Source organism: Bifidobacterium sp. M3-N-101 (assembly GCF_023656805.1).
GTDB lineage: Bacteria > Actinomycetota > Actinomycetes > Actinomycetales > Bifidobacteriaceae > Bifidobacterium > Bifidobacterium breve.
Genome location: NZ_JAMOKQ010000010.1, coordinates 99,645 through 117,112, shown reverse-complemented (window position 1 = coordinate 117,112; position 17,468 = coordinate 99,645). Strand labels below are relative to the sequence as shown.

The 17,468-nt window shown below is 60.4% G+C and carries 10 protein-coding genes and 1 pseudogene; 3 read left to right on the top strand and 8 right to left on the bottom strand.

Annotated features, from left to right (window positions below; translation table 11 throughout):
- Positions 1 to 386 precede the first annotated feature (386 nt).
- Complete coding sequence (locus NBH12_RS09260) at positions 387 to 1,412, top strand: LacI family DNA-binding transcriptional regulator (protein ID WP_025221022.1); 1,026 nt, start codon at positions 387 to 389, stop codon at positions 1,410 to 1,412.
- Here the strand turns inward: NBH12_RS09260 and NBH12_RS09255 are convergent, their stop codons facing one another.
- The 6 genes and pseudogenes from NBH12_RS09255 to NBH12_RS09230 form a co-directional block, all read right to left on the bottom strand.
- Positions 1,413 to 2,216, bottom strand: coding sequence for a TraX family protein (locus NBH12_RS09255; protein ID WP_052792217.1), 804 nt, complete (start codon positions 2,214 to 2,216; stop codon positions 1,413 to 1,415). It lies immediately after the preceding gene.
- A 139-nt stretch (positions 2,217 to 2,355) separates the two neighbouring features.
- The gene (locus tag NBH12_RS09250; RefSeq protein ID WP_065453999.1) at positions 2,356 to 3,276 is read right to left on the bottom strand and encodes an HAD family hydrolase; all 921 of its coding nucleotides are present in this window, start codon (positions 3,274 to 3,276) and stop codon (positions 2,356 to 2,358) included.
- 49 nt (positions 3,277 to 3,325) lie between these two features.
- Complete coding sequence (gene pulA, locus NBH12_RS09245) at positions 3,326 to 5,332, bottom strand: type I pullulanase (protein WP_250819415.1); 2,007 nt, start codon at positions 5,330 to 5,332, stop codon at positions 3,326 to 3,328.
- Positions 5,333 to 5,577: 245 nt separating this feature from the next.
- Entirely contained in the window at positions 5,578 to 6,459 is an 882-nt protein-coding gene (locus tag NBH12_RS09240; RefSeq protein ID WP_226790876.1) for a sugar ABC transporter permease, read from the bottom strand.
- Positions 6,460 to 6,497: 38 nt separating this feature from the next.
- Positions 6,498 to 7,871, bottom strand: a complete 1,374-nt coding sequence (locus tag NBH12_RS09235; RefSeq protein WP_124880382.1) for a carbohydrate ABC transporter permease — start codon at positions 7,869 to 7,871, stop codon at positions 6,498 to 6,500.
- Positions 7,872 to 8,240: 369 nt separating this feature from the next.
- Positions 8,241 to 9,481 (bottom strand): annotated as a pseudogene (locus NBH12_RS09230) (extracellular solute-binding protein).
- Between the two features lie 255 nt (positions 9,482 to 9,736).
- Between NBH12_RS09230 and NBH12_RS09225 the strand changes: the two are divergent.
- The gene (locus NBH12_RS09225) at positions 9,737 to 11,623 is read left to right on the top strand and encodes an alpha-amylase family glycosyl hydrolase (protein ID WP_060618853.1); all 1,887 of its coding nucleotides are present in this window, start codon (positions 9,737 to 9,739) and stop codon (positions 11,621 to 11,623) included.
- Positions 11,624 to 11,875: 252 nt separating this feature from the next.
- Complete coding sequence (malQ, locus tag NBH12_RS09220) at positions 11,876 to 14,080, top strand: 4-alpha-glucanotransferase (RefSeq protein ID WP_077149321.1); 2,205 nt, start codon at positions 11,876 to 11,878, stop codon at positions 14,078 to 14,080.
- 315 nt (positions 14,081 to 14,395) lie between these two features.
- Here malQ and NBH12_RS09215 read toward each other — a convergent pair whose 3' ends face one another.
- Both NBH12_RS09215 and NBH12_RS09210 read right to left on the bottom strand, forming a co-directional pair.
- The gene (locus NBH12_RS09215) at positions 14,396 to 15,355 is read right to left on the bottom strand and encodes a class C sortase (RefSeq protein ID WP_250819414.1); all 960 of its coding nucleotides are present in this window, start codon (positions 15,353 to 15,355) and stop codon (positions 14,396 to 14,398) included.
- 257 nt (positions 15,356 to 15,612) lie between these two features.
- Positions 15,613 to 17,457 (bottom strand): SpaA isopeptide-forming pilin-related protein, encoded by a 1,845-nt coding sequence (locus NBH12_RS09210; RefSeq protein WP_250819413.1) that lies wholly within the window; start codon positions 17,455 to 17,457, stop codon positions 15,613 to 15,615.
- Positions 17,458 to 17,468 lie beyond the last annotated feature (11 nt).

Sequence of the window (17,468 nt, the reverse complement as noted above, 5' to 3'; positions counted from 1 at the left end):
GGCACCATTTCCACACGGTCTGCGGATGCAATCCTTCCAGTCTGGCCCATTCCTTTACCAACATGAGATTTATTATAACATAGGATTACTTAAGAAAACAAAACAGTTCAGTAACAGGCAACACCCCCTATCGCACGGTCAGACCGTTGACAACGTTTGCAACACTTTCAGCACCACTCCTGCAGAAACGGCATGCAGCACAGTTGACAGACTGCATACGTTCGCAACACTATGTCCCAATCAGCATACCACACCAAGCAACACTTCCCCCAGCTTCGCGCTAACGTTTGCAGTGTATGATACAAATGATTGCACATCGTGGATGGCGCAACCCGTTAGGGGGATTACGTGGCATAGCTGATACCACGAATTGCACGAGGAGGAACATGGGCAAGGCAGACATCTACCAAGTAGCCAAGGAGGCCGGAGTCTCCATTTCTACAGTGTCGCGCGCCTTCACCCGCCCGGAACTCGTCTCGGCGAAGACCCGCCGCAAGGTGCTGGATGTGGCCGATAAGCTCGATTTCAACATCTCCCGCTCCGCCACCGCCCTGAAGTCCGGACAGACCTACCGTGTGGCGATGCTGATGAATGAGGAGATCACCAGCTGGTTCAATACGCAGACGTTCGCGGGCATCGAATCGGTGATGCATCCGGCCGGCTATGACATCTCGCTGTTCCAGCACATCGATACCGCCGCAAACCGTCATGAGTTCTTCACCGACCTGCCGATTCGCCGCAATGTCGATGCCGTTTTCGTGGCCTCATTCGCTATCGATCCGCACGAGGTCGAGCAGCTGCAGCGCATTCATGTGCCGATCATCGGCATCAATACGCCGTCTTCCGAAGGCTTTGACGCCACCATCAGCATCGACGACGAAAAAGGCATGTACACGGCCGCGCAGCATCTCATCAACCTCGGTCACAAGCACATCGTCTACCCCTGTTCCGAGGCAGCCGGGCTGGATTCCTCGATTGACGCACGCGCACAGGGCTTCATCAACGCCTGCAAGGACGCCGAAGGCAAGCACGACATCAATTGGGAAGTGCTCTCCGTGCCGCGCGGCCCGGCCTTCGCCGACTCCGCATTATCCGCACTGCTGGCGATGGATGAGTTCCCGGACGCAATCTGCTGCCAGATGGATATGATGGCGATTCCGCTGGTGCTCAAGCTGGAGCGTTACGGCCACCGCACGCCGCGCGATTATTCGATTGTCGGCTTTGACGACAGCCCCTATGCCGACACCATCAACTTGACGACCATGCGTCAGGATCCGTATGCGATGGGCCGCGCAGCTGCCAATAAGGCGTTGACGCTCATCAGCGGCAAGACGCTCTATGACCCGCACGAGCTGCTCGAGGCGCAGCTAGTGCCGCGCAGCACCGATATTCCATTCGGGGAAATGGCGTAACTAGGCCAGCGCGCCGATAATCAAAAGCACTGGATAGACCGCGTACCAGGCCCACTTGGTCCAAGACTGCTTGAACCCGACTTCGTCATTGCGGTAGTGCAGGAAGGCCACACCAATACCGGGCGTAATGCACATCACGGCACCCAGCAGCCCGGCGGTGAACATCATCGTATTTTCACGCGCGTTCAGGAAGTAGAACACCAGCACAAACAGCAGCGTCAGCACACCGGTATACATAATCCGCTGATCCACGCCCACGCGCAGCAGCAACGCCCACAGCAGTCCGGCCAGAACGACCACAATGGTCAGCAGCCAACGCACCGCAGCCGCACCACCTCGCTGAGCACCGGACCACGGGCGCAGACTCTCCCCGCCGTACTGGTATGCAATCCAATCCACCAGCATGAGCACGACCAGGGCGATGACCAAGCCATACACCGGGTTCTGCGCGCTCAAGTCGAATGGCTTGCCGGTCATAATCAGGTCGTACGGCACATCGCTGACCACCGCGACGATGAACAGACGGAGCACATATTTTCCAATGCTGCCCGTATGCCGGTAGCCGTCGAACAGCAGCCATGAGTAGATGGGGATGGCGCACCATGAAGCCGCCGTGCACGCCACCACCACGGTCAGTGCAGCCATGTCCTGAGTCGGGTCGCCCAACATGGCCGGCAGGACCGAGACGCCGGCCACGCCCAATGCCATGAATAGGGCGCCGATCATCTTGAGACGGAATACGGACAGGCCCTTGCGGCGGCGCTTCTCACCACGCCGCTGCTTTGCCATCTCCACTTCGTTCATAAGGTTGCGCCTTCCTGTTCTGGCTCCCCTCTGAAGAGGGGGAGCTGGCTCGCGCAGCAAGACTGAGGGGAGCCTATGTGTCAGGCAAACTCCCCTCAGTCGCCTACGGCGACAACTCCCCTCAGAGAGGGGAGCCAAGCTATATATTCAAGTATCCCAATAATCCAGCATAATCGGGGCCGGTCAGCGAGCGCACGGCGTGCTGGCTGGTTTGCGGATCGCCGGGCGGGGAGATCTCGGTGCGCATATAGACGCCATCGATGCCCGCGCCAGCCGCGCCCATAATGTCCGAACGTTCGTCGTTGCCCACCATCAGCACCCTGCAGGGGGCCACACCCTCGGCCTGCGCGGCACGGCGGAATATGGCGGGAGATGGTTTGCGCACGCCGATTTCACTGGAGATAACAATCCGGTCGAACGCATATTCCAAGCCCAACATCGCCAGCTCCGGCCGCGTATAGCAGGATTGCGCGTTGCTGACGAGCACAACGCGCAATCCCACGGATCGCAATCGCGCCAGCAATTCCAGCGCGCCCGGGTAGAGGCGCAGCATACTGGTGCCGGCCTGTCGAAACGTCCAAGCCAACGCCCGGGCCATATCCATCCGGCTTTCCCGAACGGCAGCGTTCCCCTCAAGCGAAGTCTGCGCGGCGGCTTGGGAATCGCGGCATATCACGTCATCGCACTCTCTGAACCTCGCCAATACGGCGTCGGCCCGGCTGGCAAGATCGGCCAATGCCGCATCCCGACAACCCATCAGTCCGGCGAACACCGGCAGCAGATCAGGTTCGGCGTGTGCGCCATGAGCGGCAAAGGCCGCCGCGCGAATCGGCTCGGCCAACGTTTCGAACCGGGCCCTCAGCGAAGCATTGTCCGGATACGGCACCTCGTATTCCGCCAGAGCGGCGCGCAGTGCGCCCCATGCCGCGGCCGACTCCTCATCGGTGCGAATGTCCACCAAAGTGCCGTAGAGGTCAAAGAAAATCGCGTCATATGACAAGCCCAGCCGGCGTGGGCTATCGGCAGCATGACCAGCGGTGACCCCTCGTTCATTGATCACGTTCAGTATGCTGTTCGACAGCCCCCACCGGCGGGAGCAAACTTCATATTCACCCACGATTGCGCCGCCAGATAGTGAAGGTGTGGGATGGCAGGGGCAATCGCCGGTTCTCGACTTCGCCTGGCATCTCGTCACCGGAGCAATAGATGCAGGCCCATTCGTCGGGAGCGATTTTCGACACTTCGCCGTACGGGCCGGGCCTCTCCAGATCGGTGGCCAGCTGAGTCCGCGGCTCGCCGGTCGGGTTGATGGCCACGCAATCGTCGCCCACACGGAACACCACGATCTCATCGGTACGCGGCACGATCATGCGGGCCCCGCCAAAGTAGGCCGGATTGCTGCGGCGCAGACGAATCAGCGCGGCATAATGATTCACCAACGCGCCCATGCGCTGCGCCCGCCGCCAATCCAACTGGTTCAGGGCGGACGGGCTGCAATACGAATCGGAGACGCCGTGCTTGGTACGCGCGAACTCCTCGCCCGAAAGCATGAACGGCACACCGGCCGCGGAGAACACGATGCCGGCGGCCAAACGGTTGGCGCGTATCAGATCCGTGCTGGACTCGTCCTGGGCGTCGTAGTCGACATCCGTGGGCACTCGGCGCATCGAAGCACACAGCTTGTCCCACAGGGTCAGATCGTCGTGGGCGGAAACGTACTGGACCACCTGCCCCACGCTGGCGGTTTCGCGCAACGTGCCGCGCCAGGCATCCTCGGCATGGCGGATGTCCTCGGCGTAATCGGCGGCGGCACCGGTCAGGTATCCGGGAACCCACTGATAGAACACGTGGCCGCGCACGGTGTCTCGCGTGGAATCGCAGAACGCGCCGATCCGCGGGCCCAAGTAAGGCATGCCGCGCTTGTCGGCCAGAATCGTGCCGGGTTCGAGCGCGGTTTCCCGGGCGGTCCAAGGCTCGCCGTGCATGAGGATTGTGGCGCCGTCGGGCAGCTGGTCCAGCGCGGTGCGGATGACGTTCATCGTCTCCACGTCAATCAGGCCCATCAGGTCGAATCGGAAGCCGTCGACATGGTATTCGCGAGCCCAGTAGACCACCGAATCCACAATGTATTTGCGCATCATCGGATGTTCGGTGGCCACATCGTTCGTGCAGGCCGAACCGTCGGCGAACGTGCCGTCGGCGCGGCGGCGCAGCGCGTAACCGGGGATCATGCGCTCGAACCAGTTGTCGGTGGAGAACATGTGGTTGTAGACCACGTCCATGATCACTTTGATGCCGGCCGCGTGCAGCGATTGGATCATCTGCTTGCATTCGCGGATGCGCACGGCGCCGTCATACGGGTCGGTGCTGTATGAACCTTCGGGCACATTGTAATTCAGCGGATCATAGCCCCAGTTGAAGCCGTGCTTGGGGTCGGTTCGCGGAATCGATTCGTCGATGGAACCATAGTCGTAGAACGGCATGAGCTGTACGGCGGTGATGCCGAGCCGCTTAAGATAGGCCACGCAGGTGGGGAATTCGCCCTCGCCGTCCACGCTGGTGTCCGGATGGGTGAACGCCAGATAGGTGCCGCGATGTTCTTCGGGGATGCCGCTGTGCTCGTCGTTGCTGAAATCGCCGATATGGGTTTCCCAGATCACCAGGTCACGGCTGGGGATGTGCGGGCGGCGGTCCTGCTCCCAGCCGTCCGGATTGGTTTGCGCCAGGTCCACGACCATGCTGCGGCGCCCGTTCACACCGGCCGCGCGGGCCCAAGGATCCGCCGTGCGATTGACGGTGCCGTCCGGGAAACGGACGAGATAGTCGTAGTACGTGCCGTGGCCGATGCCGTCGCAGTGGATCTGCCAGGTGCCGGCTGTGCCGGGGGTCATTTCACGGGACTGGAAGGGCTCGACGGTGTCATAGGGTGCGCCGGAGTCGAACAGGCGCAAGGTGATGCCGTTGGCCGTGGGCGCCCAGATACGGAACGTGGTGCCCTTGGCGTCGGGGAACGCGCCGAGATCGCCATCCTGGTAGACGGGATAATCGGGGCATGGCATGGCTAGCTCGGCGGGCGTCCAGTCCGCCACCGCCACCACGGAAATCTGCCTCTCCATTGCGGTCCTTTCTCACTTTCCGGCCCCCGCTGAGGGGAGTATTGGCGTAAGCTGGTGCTCCCCCTCAGTCGCCTACGGCGCCAGCTCCCCTCTTCAGAGGGGAGCCAAGTTAAACCCCACTACTTAACGGCTCAGTCCTGCAATTACGGACTCGCCTGCGGCGAGGCTCAATCCGACCTTCGCCCGGCTATCGCCTCGCTCAGGCTGACGCTACAGACAGCCCACCGGGCTGTCTGCTTAACGCGTCAGCCCTTAACCGAACCAGACATCGATTCCTGGTAGAAGCGCTGCATGACGATGAACAGGATGGCGATCGGGATGGAAATCACCACGGCTGCGGCGGCGAAGCGCGCGTACCAGTTCTGGATGTATTCCTTCTGCAGCATGAGCCACAGGCCGAGGGCCACTGTGTAATTGGACTGCGTGCGGCAAATCACCTTGGCCATCACGAAGTCGAGCCACGGGGTCAGGAAGCCGATGATGGCCTGGTAGACGATCATGGGCTTACAAATCGGGATGATGATCTTGGTGAACACCTGCAGACGGGTGCAGCCGTCCAGCAGCGCGGCCTCGTCAAGCGAGGTCGGAATCGTATCCATGTATCCCTTCATCACGTAGAAGCCCGCGCCGGTACCGGCGGAGTAGACCAGAATCAGGGCCACGGTGGTCATGCCTTCGCTGGTCAGACCCACGGCCTTCAAGATGAAGTAGATGGCGGAAACGGCCATGATGCCGGGGAACATGCCCAGCACCAGCACCACGTTCATGAACGTCTTGCGGGTGCGGAAGCGCATGCGGCTCATGCAGTAGGCCACGGACAACACGAACACCACCGAGATGAGGCACACGAAGCACGCCACGATGAACGTGTTCATGAACATCTTCGGGAAGTTCAGCACCGAGCGGTCGGTGAACAGCGTGATGTAGTTGTCGAGCGAGAACTCGGTGGGGAAGAACGTCTTGGTGTAGGGGGCGGTGTTCTTGTTGAAGCTCTCCGCAAACACCCAGACAATCGGAATCAGCCAGATGATGGCCATGACTCCCAGGAAGAGATAGGAGAGGACGTCGCCAAGAATACGACGCTTCTTGGCGTCATGCATCAGACCGTGCGATTCGGGTCGCTTCATACGGGCAGTCGTCTGTATGGTCTGCTCGGAATGCCTGCTCATCGGAATGCCTCCTCGTTCTTGTAGGAACCGGAATTGCGGTAGGTGATCAGCGACACCACCGCGAGGACGATGAACGTCATGATGCCAATCACGGCACCGAGGTTGTAATCGTTCTTATCGACGGTCAGCTTGTACAGCCAGGTGATCAGAAGGTCGGTCTTGCCTGCGGAATCGCCGACCGGCACCGGGTTGCCGCCGGACAGCAGGTAGATCACGTTGAAGTTGTTCACGTTGCCGGTGAACGTGGTGATCAGGTACGGGGTAAGCACGAAGATGATGTACGGCATGGTGATCTTGGTGAAGATCTGCCACCAGTTCGCGCCGTCGATCTTGGCCGCCTCGTACTGATCGGCCGGGATGTTCTGCAGAATACCGGTGACCTGCATGATGGTGTACGGAATACCAACCCACAGGTTGATCACGATGACCGTGACGCGGGCCCAAGTGGCATCCGTGAAGAACGGCAGAGCCTGATCAATCCAACCCCACTCCATGAGCAGGCGGTTGATGGCGCCGGTGGGCTGAAGCATGGTGCGCATGACCAGCAGGGAGACGAACAGCGGCACGGCGATGGACATGGAGAAGCACGCACGCCAGAAGCCCTTGAAGCGCGTGGTCTTGCGGTTGATGACCATCGCGAAGAACATGCCGATAAAGAAGTTCAGGAAGGTGGCGAAAAACGCCCAGACCAGCGTCCAGATGGTCACCTGCAGGAACAGGCGAGCGTTGACGGTGCCGCCGCTGTTGGAGAACACCTTGGCGAAGTTGTCGAAGCCCACCCAGTCGAACAGCACCAGATGGTTGCGGTCGTAGCTGGTGAATGCCATCGAGATCATGAAGATCAACGGCAGGACGGTGAAGACCAGAATGCCGAGCGTTGGCAGGAACATGAGCAGTCGGTGCACCTTGGCGTTGGTCAGCTCACGCAGATCGTCGCCCAGGCTCGGGGCCTTGCCCTGCTCGCGGGCCAGGCACTCGGCCTTGTATGCGGACTTGAGCGAGACCGTCCACAGATAGACGAAGAGCAGGCAGAGCACCACCGTGCAGACGCCGTACAGCAGGATGACCACGGAATTGTCGCCCTGGGTGTATTCCCAGAAGCCGTCGACGAGTACCTTGCCTTGCTTCTGGTCGCCCAGGCTGGGGAGCTTGGATAGGCACGTGATGCCGTTGGTGAACAGAAATACGAAGAATGCGATTTCAAGGGCCAGCAGTGCCACGCCCTTAACGTATTGCTTGCGAACGATGTTGCCCAGTCCGAATACGACTGCGGATAGTTTGGTGAACACATCGCCCTTGGTAAGCGCGTTGCCTACCGAGTATGGCGAGGGCGCCACATAATCCGCACCCATTTTGCGGCGGCGCTTCATCTCGCGCGGGGAAAGTGCTGCTGCTGTCATTGCACCCTACCGCCTCTCACTGTAAATGATGGAAACCGTTGCTCCGGGCCGCGAGCCCGGCTTGTTGTTTGTTTGTCTTCGCTTAAACCCGTTCAGAGCCCGGACACCGCATGCACGCTGCCCGAGCTCTGCCGGCAATGAAGGAGGAGAAACAAAGAAGGTTGAAACCGTTGATAGGTGAGGGGCTGCGGGCGGATGCAACGGCTTCACATCATCCGCCCGCAGCTGGCGTACCTTACGGACCCCTCATATTTGATTGTTGGTTATTCGGTTATAGGTTGGGTTGACTGGCGCAGAGGAGTGGTCCGCGCCGGCCAAGTGCTGCGAGCCGTCAAGCGATCACTTGGCGTAGGAACCGACCTGCTCGACCCAGGCGTCGGTCTTGGCCTGAGCGTTGTCTGCGGTGACTTCCTTGTTGAGGATGGCGTCGCCGAAGGCCTTGGCCGGATCCCACCAGTCAGCCATGCCGGCCAGACCGGACTGCAGGATGGCGGTGTTGGCCATGGTATCGGTCTGTCCGATGGCCACCGGGTCATCGGCGGTCAGATCGGTGAGGGTCTTGTCGGTCGGGATGATGTTGCGCACCGTGTAGTGCAGCTTCTGGGACTCGGTGGAGCCGAGGTAAGCGGCGAACTGGGCGGCGGCCTTCGGGTTCTTGGCGTTCGGGTTGTAGGCGGCGGCCTTGGTGGCGGCGAAGGACTTCATCTGCTTCGGTGTACCGTTCACGGTGAAGGTCGGCAGCTGGGCGACGCCCATGTTGTCGCCGAGGGCTTCCTTGACGTCGGCAGCGGACCAGGAGCCGGAGAAGAAGGCCTTGACGGTGCCGGCCTGCATCTCGGACAGGCCGGAGTTGTCGGCGCTGTTGTGGAAGTTCGGGTTGGCGGCAAGGTCGACCAGGTACTTGGTGATGTCGCCGGCGTCCTTCGGGAACACCATGCCGGCATCCGGGTCGGTGCCGTCCTCGCCGAAGAGGGTCAGGCCATCGTAGAAGCCACCAATGTACCAGGAATCGTTGAGCGGGAAGGCGACCGCGGCCTTGGAGACCATAGTGTCGAGGCTCTTGATGTCATCCTCGGAGAAGGTGGACTTGTCGTAGTACATGAACCAGGTGTTGTCGGTGTAGGGCACGCCGTATATCTTGCCGTCGGAGCCGGTCACGGAGGCGACTTCCAGGTCGCCGTTCTGCTCCTTGACCTGCTTCTCGGCGTCGGAGCCGAGCTCGCCGATGCCCTGGGCCTTCATCAAGGCGCCGAGCTGATCGGAGGCGAACATGTAGACGTCTGCGGCGGCGGTCGGGTCGGTCTGGACCTGGGTGGCGGCGTCGCCCTCGGAGAGCACGTCGTTCTTCCAAGTGATCTTGTACTCGGGGTGCTCCTTCTCGAAGTTGGCTTCGACCTGGCTCAGCCAGGAGTCGTTGCCGCCGTCCTGGTCCTCCTGCGGGGCCACACGCTCAGGGTCACGTCTTCGGTGCCTCCGGACTTTGCGTCGCCGGCATTGTTGGAGCCACCACATGCGGCGAGGGGCAGCAGCATAGCTGCGGCAGCAGTGAGGCCGATAGCCTTCTTCCAATCGATCTTCATTGATCCGTCCTTTCCTGATTCGGTTCCTGTTCCGATAGTTTCGATGCACACGTTTTCAGTTCTGCCGAAAAATGAATGATGCATACGCTCGCATTATCGTGATTAGACCTTGAAATGTTTGTCGTTTGCAACATTGCTGAACATCGTTGGTTTTTAGTATAACACGCATTTTGCATACGTATGCAGTTTTGCTTTTGCTGGTATTATTGCAATCGATAGGCATAGCCTTGACCCCGCATAAACAAAGGAGTTTCCATGTCAAGCCGCGTACGACACGCCGAAGCATCCCCCCGTCCATCCTGGCTGAGTTCCGCCCGTTTTTACGAGGTGTACCCCCAAAGCTTCGCCGACTCGAACGGCGACGGCATCGGTGATCTTCGCGGACTGACCGAACGACTTGGCTATATCCATGACCTGGGCTGCAACGCGCTATGGATCAATCCCTGCTTCGATTCACCGTTCAAAGATGCCGGATATGATGTGCGCGACTACACGAAGGTCGCACCGCGCTACGGCACCAACGATGACCTGACCGCCCTGTTCGAGCACGCCCACACGCTCGGCATGCACGTGCTGCTCGACTTGGTCCCTGGCCACACCAGCGAGGAGCATCCTTGGTTCCAGGCCAGCTCACGTCCTGCCCCTACTGAGCGCGTTACCCCCGTTGATGCCGATCGAACTATCCCCGTCGAGAGTGTTACCCCCGTCGGACAAACCACCCCCCGAATCGCTTCGCTCTTCGACCCCCGCCGGCGGGGGTCGGATTGTGAAGCAATCCGGGGGGTGGTCCAGGAATCCGCCATCCAAGAATCCGTCTCCGACCGCTACATCTGGACCGACTCCTGGATCGCCGGCGGCGACGGCCTACCCTTTATCGGCGGCGAAACCGAGCGCGACGGCACCTACATCATCAACTTCTTCAAATGCCAGCCCGCCCTCAACTACGGCTTCGCCCACCCCAAACACCCATGGCAGAAGCCCGCACTCGGCCCCGAAGCACTGGCCACGTGCGAGGCGATGCTCGACGTCATGCGCTTCTGGCTCTCCCGCGGGGCAGACGGCTTCCGCGTGGACATGGCCGACAGCCTCGTCAAACACGACGACGACGGCAAGCCTTTCACCATCCGCACCTGGCAATACATCTTCTCGAGAATCCGCCCCGAATTCCCCGAGGCAGCGTTCGTTGCCGAATGGGGGCGCCCCTATGAGTCGATGCAGGCCGGCTTCGACATGGATTTCTACCTCGACTGGCGCTGGGACGGCCATCCGAACGGGTACAACATGCTGCTGCGTAATACGGATACGCCGCTGGACCACGAGAGTGACGCCAGTTACTTCAACGCCGATTCCGGCACTTCTATCGCACCGTTCCTCGAACAATATCTGCCGCAGCTGCACGACTGCGAACGAGCCAGCGGCACCTTCAACCTCATCACGTGCAATCACGACACATTGCGCGTGGCACAGAGGCTTACCGAGCGCGAGCTCAAGGTGGCGTACGGCATGCTGCTGACCATGCCCGGCTGCCCGTTCCTTTACTACGGCGACGAAATCGGCATGCGATACCGGCCGCTGCCCACCAAGGAGGGCGGCTATGTGCGCACCGGCAGTCGCACGCCGATGCAGTGGGATGCCGATAAGCCGAATCTTGGCTTCTCCTGCGCACCATCCGAGTCGTTATATCTGCCGGTCGATTCGGCCGCCGATGCGCCGACCGTTGCCAGCGAAGCCGCACGCGAGGATTCACTGTTCAACTGGGTTCGCGAGGTGCTGGCATTGCGCACCGAGCAGCCCGCACTGGCTTCCGATGCCCGATTCGACGTGGTGGCAGCGCCAGTGGATGGCCGCGCGTTTGCCTACATACGCACTCCTGCGGATGGTCACGCGTCCACCCACCCACGCACGACCGCGGATTCCAGCTCGGCCCCTGCCCCCGCCGCCACTCGCGATGATGTCTCAGACCGAAATGGCGCTACGGGCCGGCCGTTGCTCATAGCCATGAACCCCGGTCGAGGGATTGAAACCGTGGAACTGCCGAGCGAACTCCGTCCCGATGCATCAATGCTGCTAGCCCTCGGCTCCCCCACCGTATCCGGTCGCACCTTGACACTCCCCGCCCAGTCATTCGCCATCCTCGGCTAGAGACCCGCTCAGCCTCGCCCCCGCTGGCGGGGGCTGTCGGCAAAGCCGACTGGGGGCAACAGGCCGGCGCCCCCGACGCCTCCGAACCGGCCCAACTCACCGCCCTATTGCAATCGTTGTCAATATGAGCTACGGTAAGAGCAGAACAGGTTCAACATTGGTCTGTCAGATTGCCGGATTCTCAACGTAGAGCGGCCATCAAACAGCAATGCAAACGAACAGCAGTACATGGACGCACAGCAAGGAGCTATTATGACCGAGGCGCGCAGCAATGAAGCGGCAACCAATGCACCGGACACCACACAACGAACGGAAAGCGCCGAACGCCTTGCTCGACCGCTGATCAAATTGGCCAAAGCATCCGGGCTTGCGACCTCGTTCATCGACCAGCTCGGCACCTACACCGAAATCAGCGATGACGCATTGGTCGCCGTGCTCAAGGCCCTCGATGTGGATGCCTCCAGCGACGAGGCCATAAAACGTTCCATGACCGAACTTGAGGCCGAAAACAGCAAACGTTTGCTACCGCCCACCATCGTGGCCACCACCGGCAAGCCGACAAGCCTGACCCTGAATTGCCCGTCGGACGCGGACGTCACCACCGCCATCACGCTGGAAGACGGCACCGCATTCGACCGCTTCTCCCTACTGCCGAATCTCAACTCCGGCCAGCCGGATCTCACCATCGCCCCCGACCTGCCGATGGGTTACCACACGCTGACCGTCACGGTTGACGGGCGCGAAGGCAAGGCGACCATCATCGCCGCCCCCGCACGCATCGCCGTGCCGAAGGCGGTCGAGGAGCATCAGCGCTGGGGCTGGATGACGCAAATGTATTCGGTACGCTCCCACGATTCCTGGGGCATCGGCGACTACGGCGATCTGAAGCGTCTTTTGGCGGATGCCGCCGAGAAGTCCAAGGCCGACTTCATGCTCATCAATCCGATTCACGCCGGTGCGCCGATTCCGCCGCTCGAGCCTTCGCCGTATCTGCCGGAATCGCGCCGGTTCCTCAACGTGACGTACATTCGCCCGCAAGACATTCCCGAATACGCCACCCTGCCGGATGACGTGCGCGCCCAGGTGGATGCACTGCATGCCTCGGTGGCCGCACGCAATGATGAATCCACGCCGATGGATATCAACGCGGCGTGGGAGGCCAAGCGCCCGGCCCTGCGCCTGATCTTCGATGCGGGCCGCAACAACAAGCGCGAGCTGGAGTTCGAGTATTTCAAGGCCACGGCCGGCCCGGACCTCAATTCCTTCGCCACCTGGTGCCTGTGCTTCGAGGTGTGGGGCGCACCTTGGGGCGAGAACCGCTGGTTCTTCGAGAAGACCATCGACGACCCGACCGTGCAGACGCTGGTCAAGGACCATCATGATCTGTTCGAGTTCAACCGCTGGCTGCAGTGGATCGCCGCCGAGCAGGTGAACGACGCTCAGCACACGGCCTTGGATCATGGCATGACACTTGGCCTTATGCAGGATATGGCCGTTGGCGTGCACGGGCTCGGCGCTGACGCATGGGCCAACCCGGAGCGTTTCGCCTCCGGTGGCGTCACGGTCGGCTGCCCGCCGGACTTCTACAACCAGCAGGGCCAGGATTGGGGCCAGCCACCGTTCAACCCGCGTTATCTAGAAGCCACCGGCTACCAGGTGTACCGCGAAATGGTGCATTCCATGTATGAGCATGCGGGCGCGGTGCGTATCGATCACGTGCTGGGACTGTTCCGCCTGTGGTGGATTCCGCAGGGACTTGGCGCCCGCAATGGCGCCTACGTGATGTACAACCACGAGGCGATGCTCGGCGTACTGGCCATCGAGGCCACGCGCGCCGGCGGCATGGTGATCGGCGAGGATTTGGGCACCGTGCCGGATTATGTGCGCCGCATTCTGGCCGATCATGGCGTGCTTGGCACCGATGTGGAGTGGTTCAACCGTGTGGACGATTCGCCGAACGCCGGCGATCCCTACCGCGCGCCGCAGGAGTACCGCAAGCAGGCACTGGCATCGGTCACCACACACGATCTGCCGCCAACCGCCGGCTATCTGAACTTCGAGCATGTGAAACTGCGCGAGGAGCTGCATTTGCTCAGCGAGCCGGTGGAGGTGTTTGCCGCTTCGGCCATGGCCGAGCGCACCGCGATGATGAACCGACTGGTGGAGGGCGGTTATATCACGCAGGCTGTGGCCGATGACGTGGAAGGTCATGTGCAGGAGATCGTTGAAGCCATGCACGCCATGCTCACTGATACGCCGTCGCTGTTGTTGCAGGCTGCGCTGGTGGACGGCGTGGGCGAATGCCGCTCGCAGAATCAGCCGGGCACGTCCAGCGAGTATTCCAACTGGCGAGTGCCGCTGGCAGATGGCGAAGGGCACGTAGTGCACACCGACGAGGTCTTCGACCTGCCGCGCGTGCAGTCCCTGTCCGCCGTAATGCGCCGCGAGAAGCGCTGAAACGCTTCCCGACGGTAGAGAGACTGCCTAGATCGATTTCGAGGGGCTGATTTCGTGTTTGCCGGAGGTCTACTTCCGCTTCAAGGGGCTCCTCATCCGTTGAAACGGAAGTAGAAACGGCTTTGCATCAACGTCATTTTGCCGTTTTGTAGCTGTGTCTACTTTGGCATCAGCCCCTCGAAACGGAAGTAGACCTCCGGAACACGCCAAATCAGCCCCTCGAAATCGAGTTACGACAATCTGGCCGCTTTTTGAATAGTCCGGCACCCGAAACCGTTCATATTCCCAACGCGGAATCGCATACGCGCGGGGCGCTTATTTTGTCGGACGTGCGGCGTGCCGGGCGAGGCCGGCAAATTCCCGATCGCGCTTTTGCTTACGCCGCATCAATATGACGATGAAAGCGAACAGCATGGCCAAAAACACCATGGCTCCCAACGCCAGCCATGTGGTGTTGATGCCATGCACATCGTCCGGGTCAGGCACTTCCTCCGGGATTTCGGCACGCACACCGGAGACCAGTAGGCGATGAGAATTGACACCATAAGGCGTACAGGTCATGAGGGTTACGCGATCCTCGCCTTTGGTGATGCGCAGTTTGCTGGAATCGTCGGGCTTGATCACGGTAATGCGGTCGACCTTGTAGCCGAGTGTCTTGCCCATGACCTCGATGTAGAAGGCATCACCCTTCTTCATCTCATCAAGGCGAGTGAACAGCAACGAGTTCGGCAAACCGCGGTGGCCGGTGATTACAGAGTGTGTGGATTTGCCGCCGACCGGCAATGAAGTGCCATAAAGGTGTCCCGCGCCCACGGCGAGCGCATCTTCGCTGGTGCCGTGGTATATGGGCAGGTTGACGTCGATTTTAGGAATGCGGATGGAGCCCATCACGCCTTGGCCGGCGTCGAGCAGACTCTGATATTCTTGATCTTTGGCGGCCATCGAATCATCCGCGCCGGAAGTGGTGGACTGGCCGGCATTGCCGGCAAAAGGATCTTTGACCTCGCCGATGGCGGCCTGGCCGCCAGCCGCGAGTTTCTTGTTGTACTCGCGGGCGGTTTTGAGCTGGTTCTCCGCCTGTGGGTACGGCCAGCCATCCACCTCGCGCTGCGTCTGCTGCACGGTGGCGTTCTGCTGGTATTCGCTGATGGCGCGCATGACGAACGGCGTGGTGATGATGGCAAACCCGATCAGCAAAAACAGCACCGACAGCACAGTAAACACGCGCGACTGTGTGCGCGTACCACTTTGTTTTGCTCCGGTGCTGCTTCGCATTGGATGGACTCATTTCCGCTCAATAAACGACACTACCCCAAGAGCTAAGAAAACCCTGCGGATACGGGACTTCATGATAATTGTTTGCATCATTCGGTTCTTCAGAATCAGCAAAAAATAAAGAAATATGGAAAAAGTCTCCGGGCGCATCGATCGGGAACAAGACGATGCGGCCGGAGACGGAGCAGGAACGGCGGTTTGCGAGGGGTAAATGCGGTGCGCTGGCCGCCGTTCCTTAGCTATCTAGGCGTGTCCGCTCAGGCCTTGCGGCGAGCGCGGAGGGCGAAGATACCGGAGGCCGCGATGAACAGTGCGCCGACGGCCACAATCATGGCCAGACCAGCGCCACCGGTCTTCGGCAGCTCGGTGATGTTCTTGGCGTTCCAGATGTTCAGCGTCTTGCCGTCCTGGGACAGCAAGGCACGCACGTCGGCGCCCTTCGCGAGGCTCAGCGCCACGACGGTGATGGTCTTGCGTCCGGCGACCTCATCGCCGACGGTCGGCGTGATGGTGAACTGGAACTTCGGCAGACTAATCGCGGTGTAGCCGTCCGGTGGCGCAATCTCATGGACCTCGTAGGTGCCGGCATCGAGGCCGGAGACGTTGATCTTACCGTCTGTGCCAGTGGTGAACACACCATCGGTATCAGCGACCGCCGGCTCGCTATCGAGGTAGCTCCAGCCATCCTTGCCATAAGAACCGAGGTACTTGCCGTCGTGCTTGCTGGTACCGGAGACTGCCTTGATCGTGAACTTAGCGCCGGGCAGCTTAGTGGTACCAGCCTTATCGGTCTTCAAGATGTCGAACTTATAGGCATACACGGGCACTTCCGGGCCAGGAACCTTATGGGCGTGGTTCACTTCTTCCGGGCGGTTGGAGTATTCGAGGTCGACCTTGTTCGGGTTCTTCTGCAGATTGCCGGGCTCGGAAATCAGCGCATCCTTGTTGAGCTTAGCCTTGACGATCACGGTGACGGTGGCGCCTTCGAGGATGCCGTCAGTAGTAGTAGCGGACTTAGAGCCCTCGGCCTTGTTGACGTACTTACCAAGGTCGATAGTGGTCACGTGTCCGCCCTTGTAGGCATCGGTGTCAGGAGTGTTCACATCGCCATAGTCAGCGACGGTAACGGTGTAGTCCTTGTCCTTGACCAGAGTGACGGCCGTACCCTGAGCAGGAGTCAGCTTGACAGATTCGATGACGGTGCCGGCGGACACGGTCAGCGCCTTGCTGGCGGTGTCATTGATCTTGAAGATACGGGTCTTGGTTGCGTCCTTCATCGTCGGATCGATGTCGTAGCCGGTGTAGACCGGCACGGTGGAGGTCAGCTCATAGTAGACATCATCGCCAACTGCGTAATCCGGCTGAGTGTTCGGCGTGTAGGTGCCGTTGTCCTTGGAATCAACCAGCTTCTTGTCGATGGTCGGGGTGGTGTTCTTCAGCGTCACCGTGCCCCAGCTGTCGGCGCCATCGAAGGTGGTCGGCGTGATGATCGGGATGGAGTTGGTACCCTTGGTGTCATCCGTGGTCGTGACATCCTTGAGGAACCACAGGCCCTGTTTGAGTTCCTTGTTCTCACCGGTCTTCAGTGCGCTGTCACCGGTCTTATCGGCAGCGGGAGCACCGGCCTTGGCAAGTTCCTTGGACAGCGACTTGGCGAACGCACGCAGCGCGGAGCTATCGCCGCCCCACGGGCTGGTCAGCTCGCTCAGCGCCTTGCCAGATGTATCCTTAAATACCTTCTCGACCAAGTACCCCATCGGGTTGGCGACGGCGGGGTCGTCGCTGTAGTAGTTGGCGTCTTTCTCGTATGCATCCCTTTGACTGCTAGTCATCGCGGCAACAATGGTTCTGGCCATATGGTCATCGGTATCGATGAGGAAGCCGTTGATCTTGCCAGCACTATCCTTGGTGACGTTGGTCAACGATGCCAGGTGCCAGCCATCGAAGCTGTGATCCACCTGACCAGCGTCTGACTTGTTGATGGTGATGCTGCCGGTGGTCGGATCCGCAGCATACGCGGTGGAGACGCCTATGGCTAGACCGCTGACGGCGATGCCCAGAGCGGCGGCTCCGGAGATCACCCTCTTGAATATGGTGTTCATTTCTCTTTTCC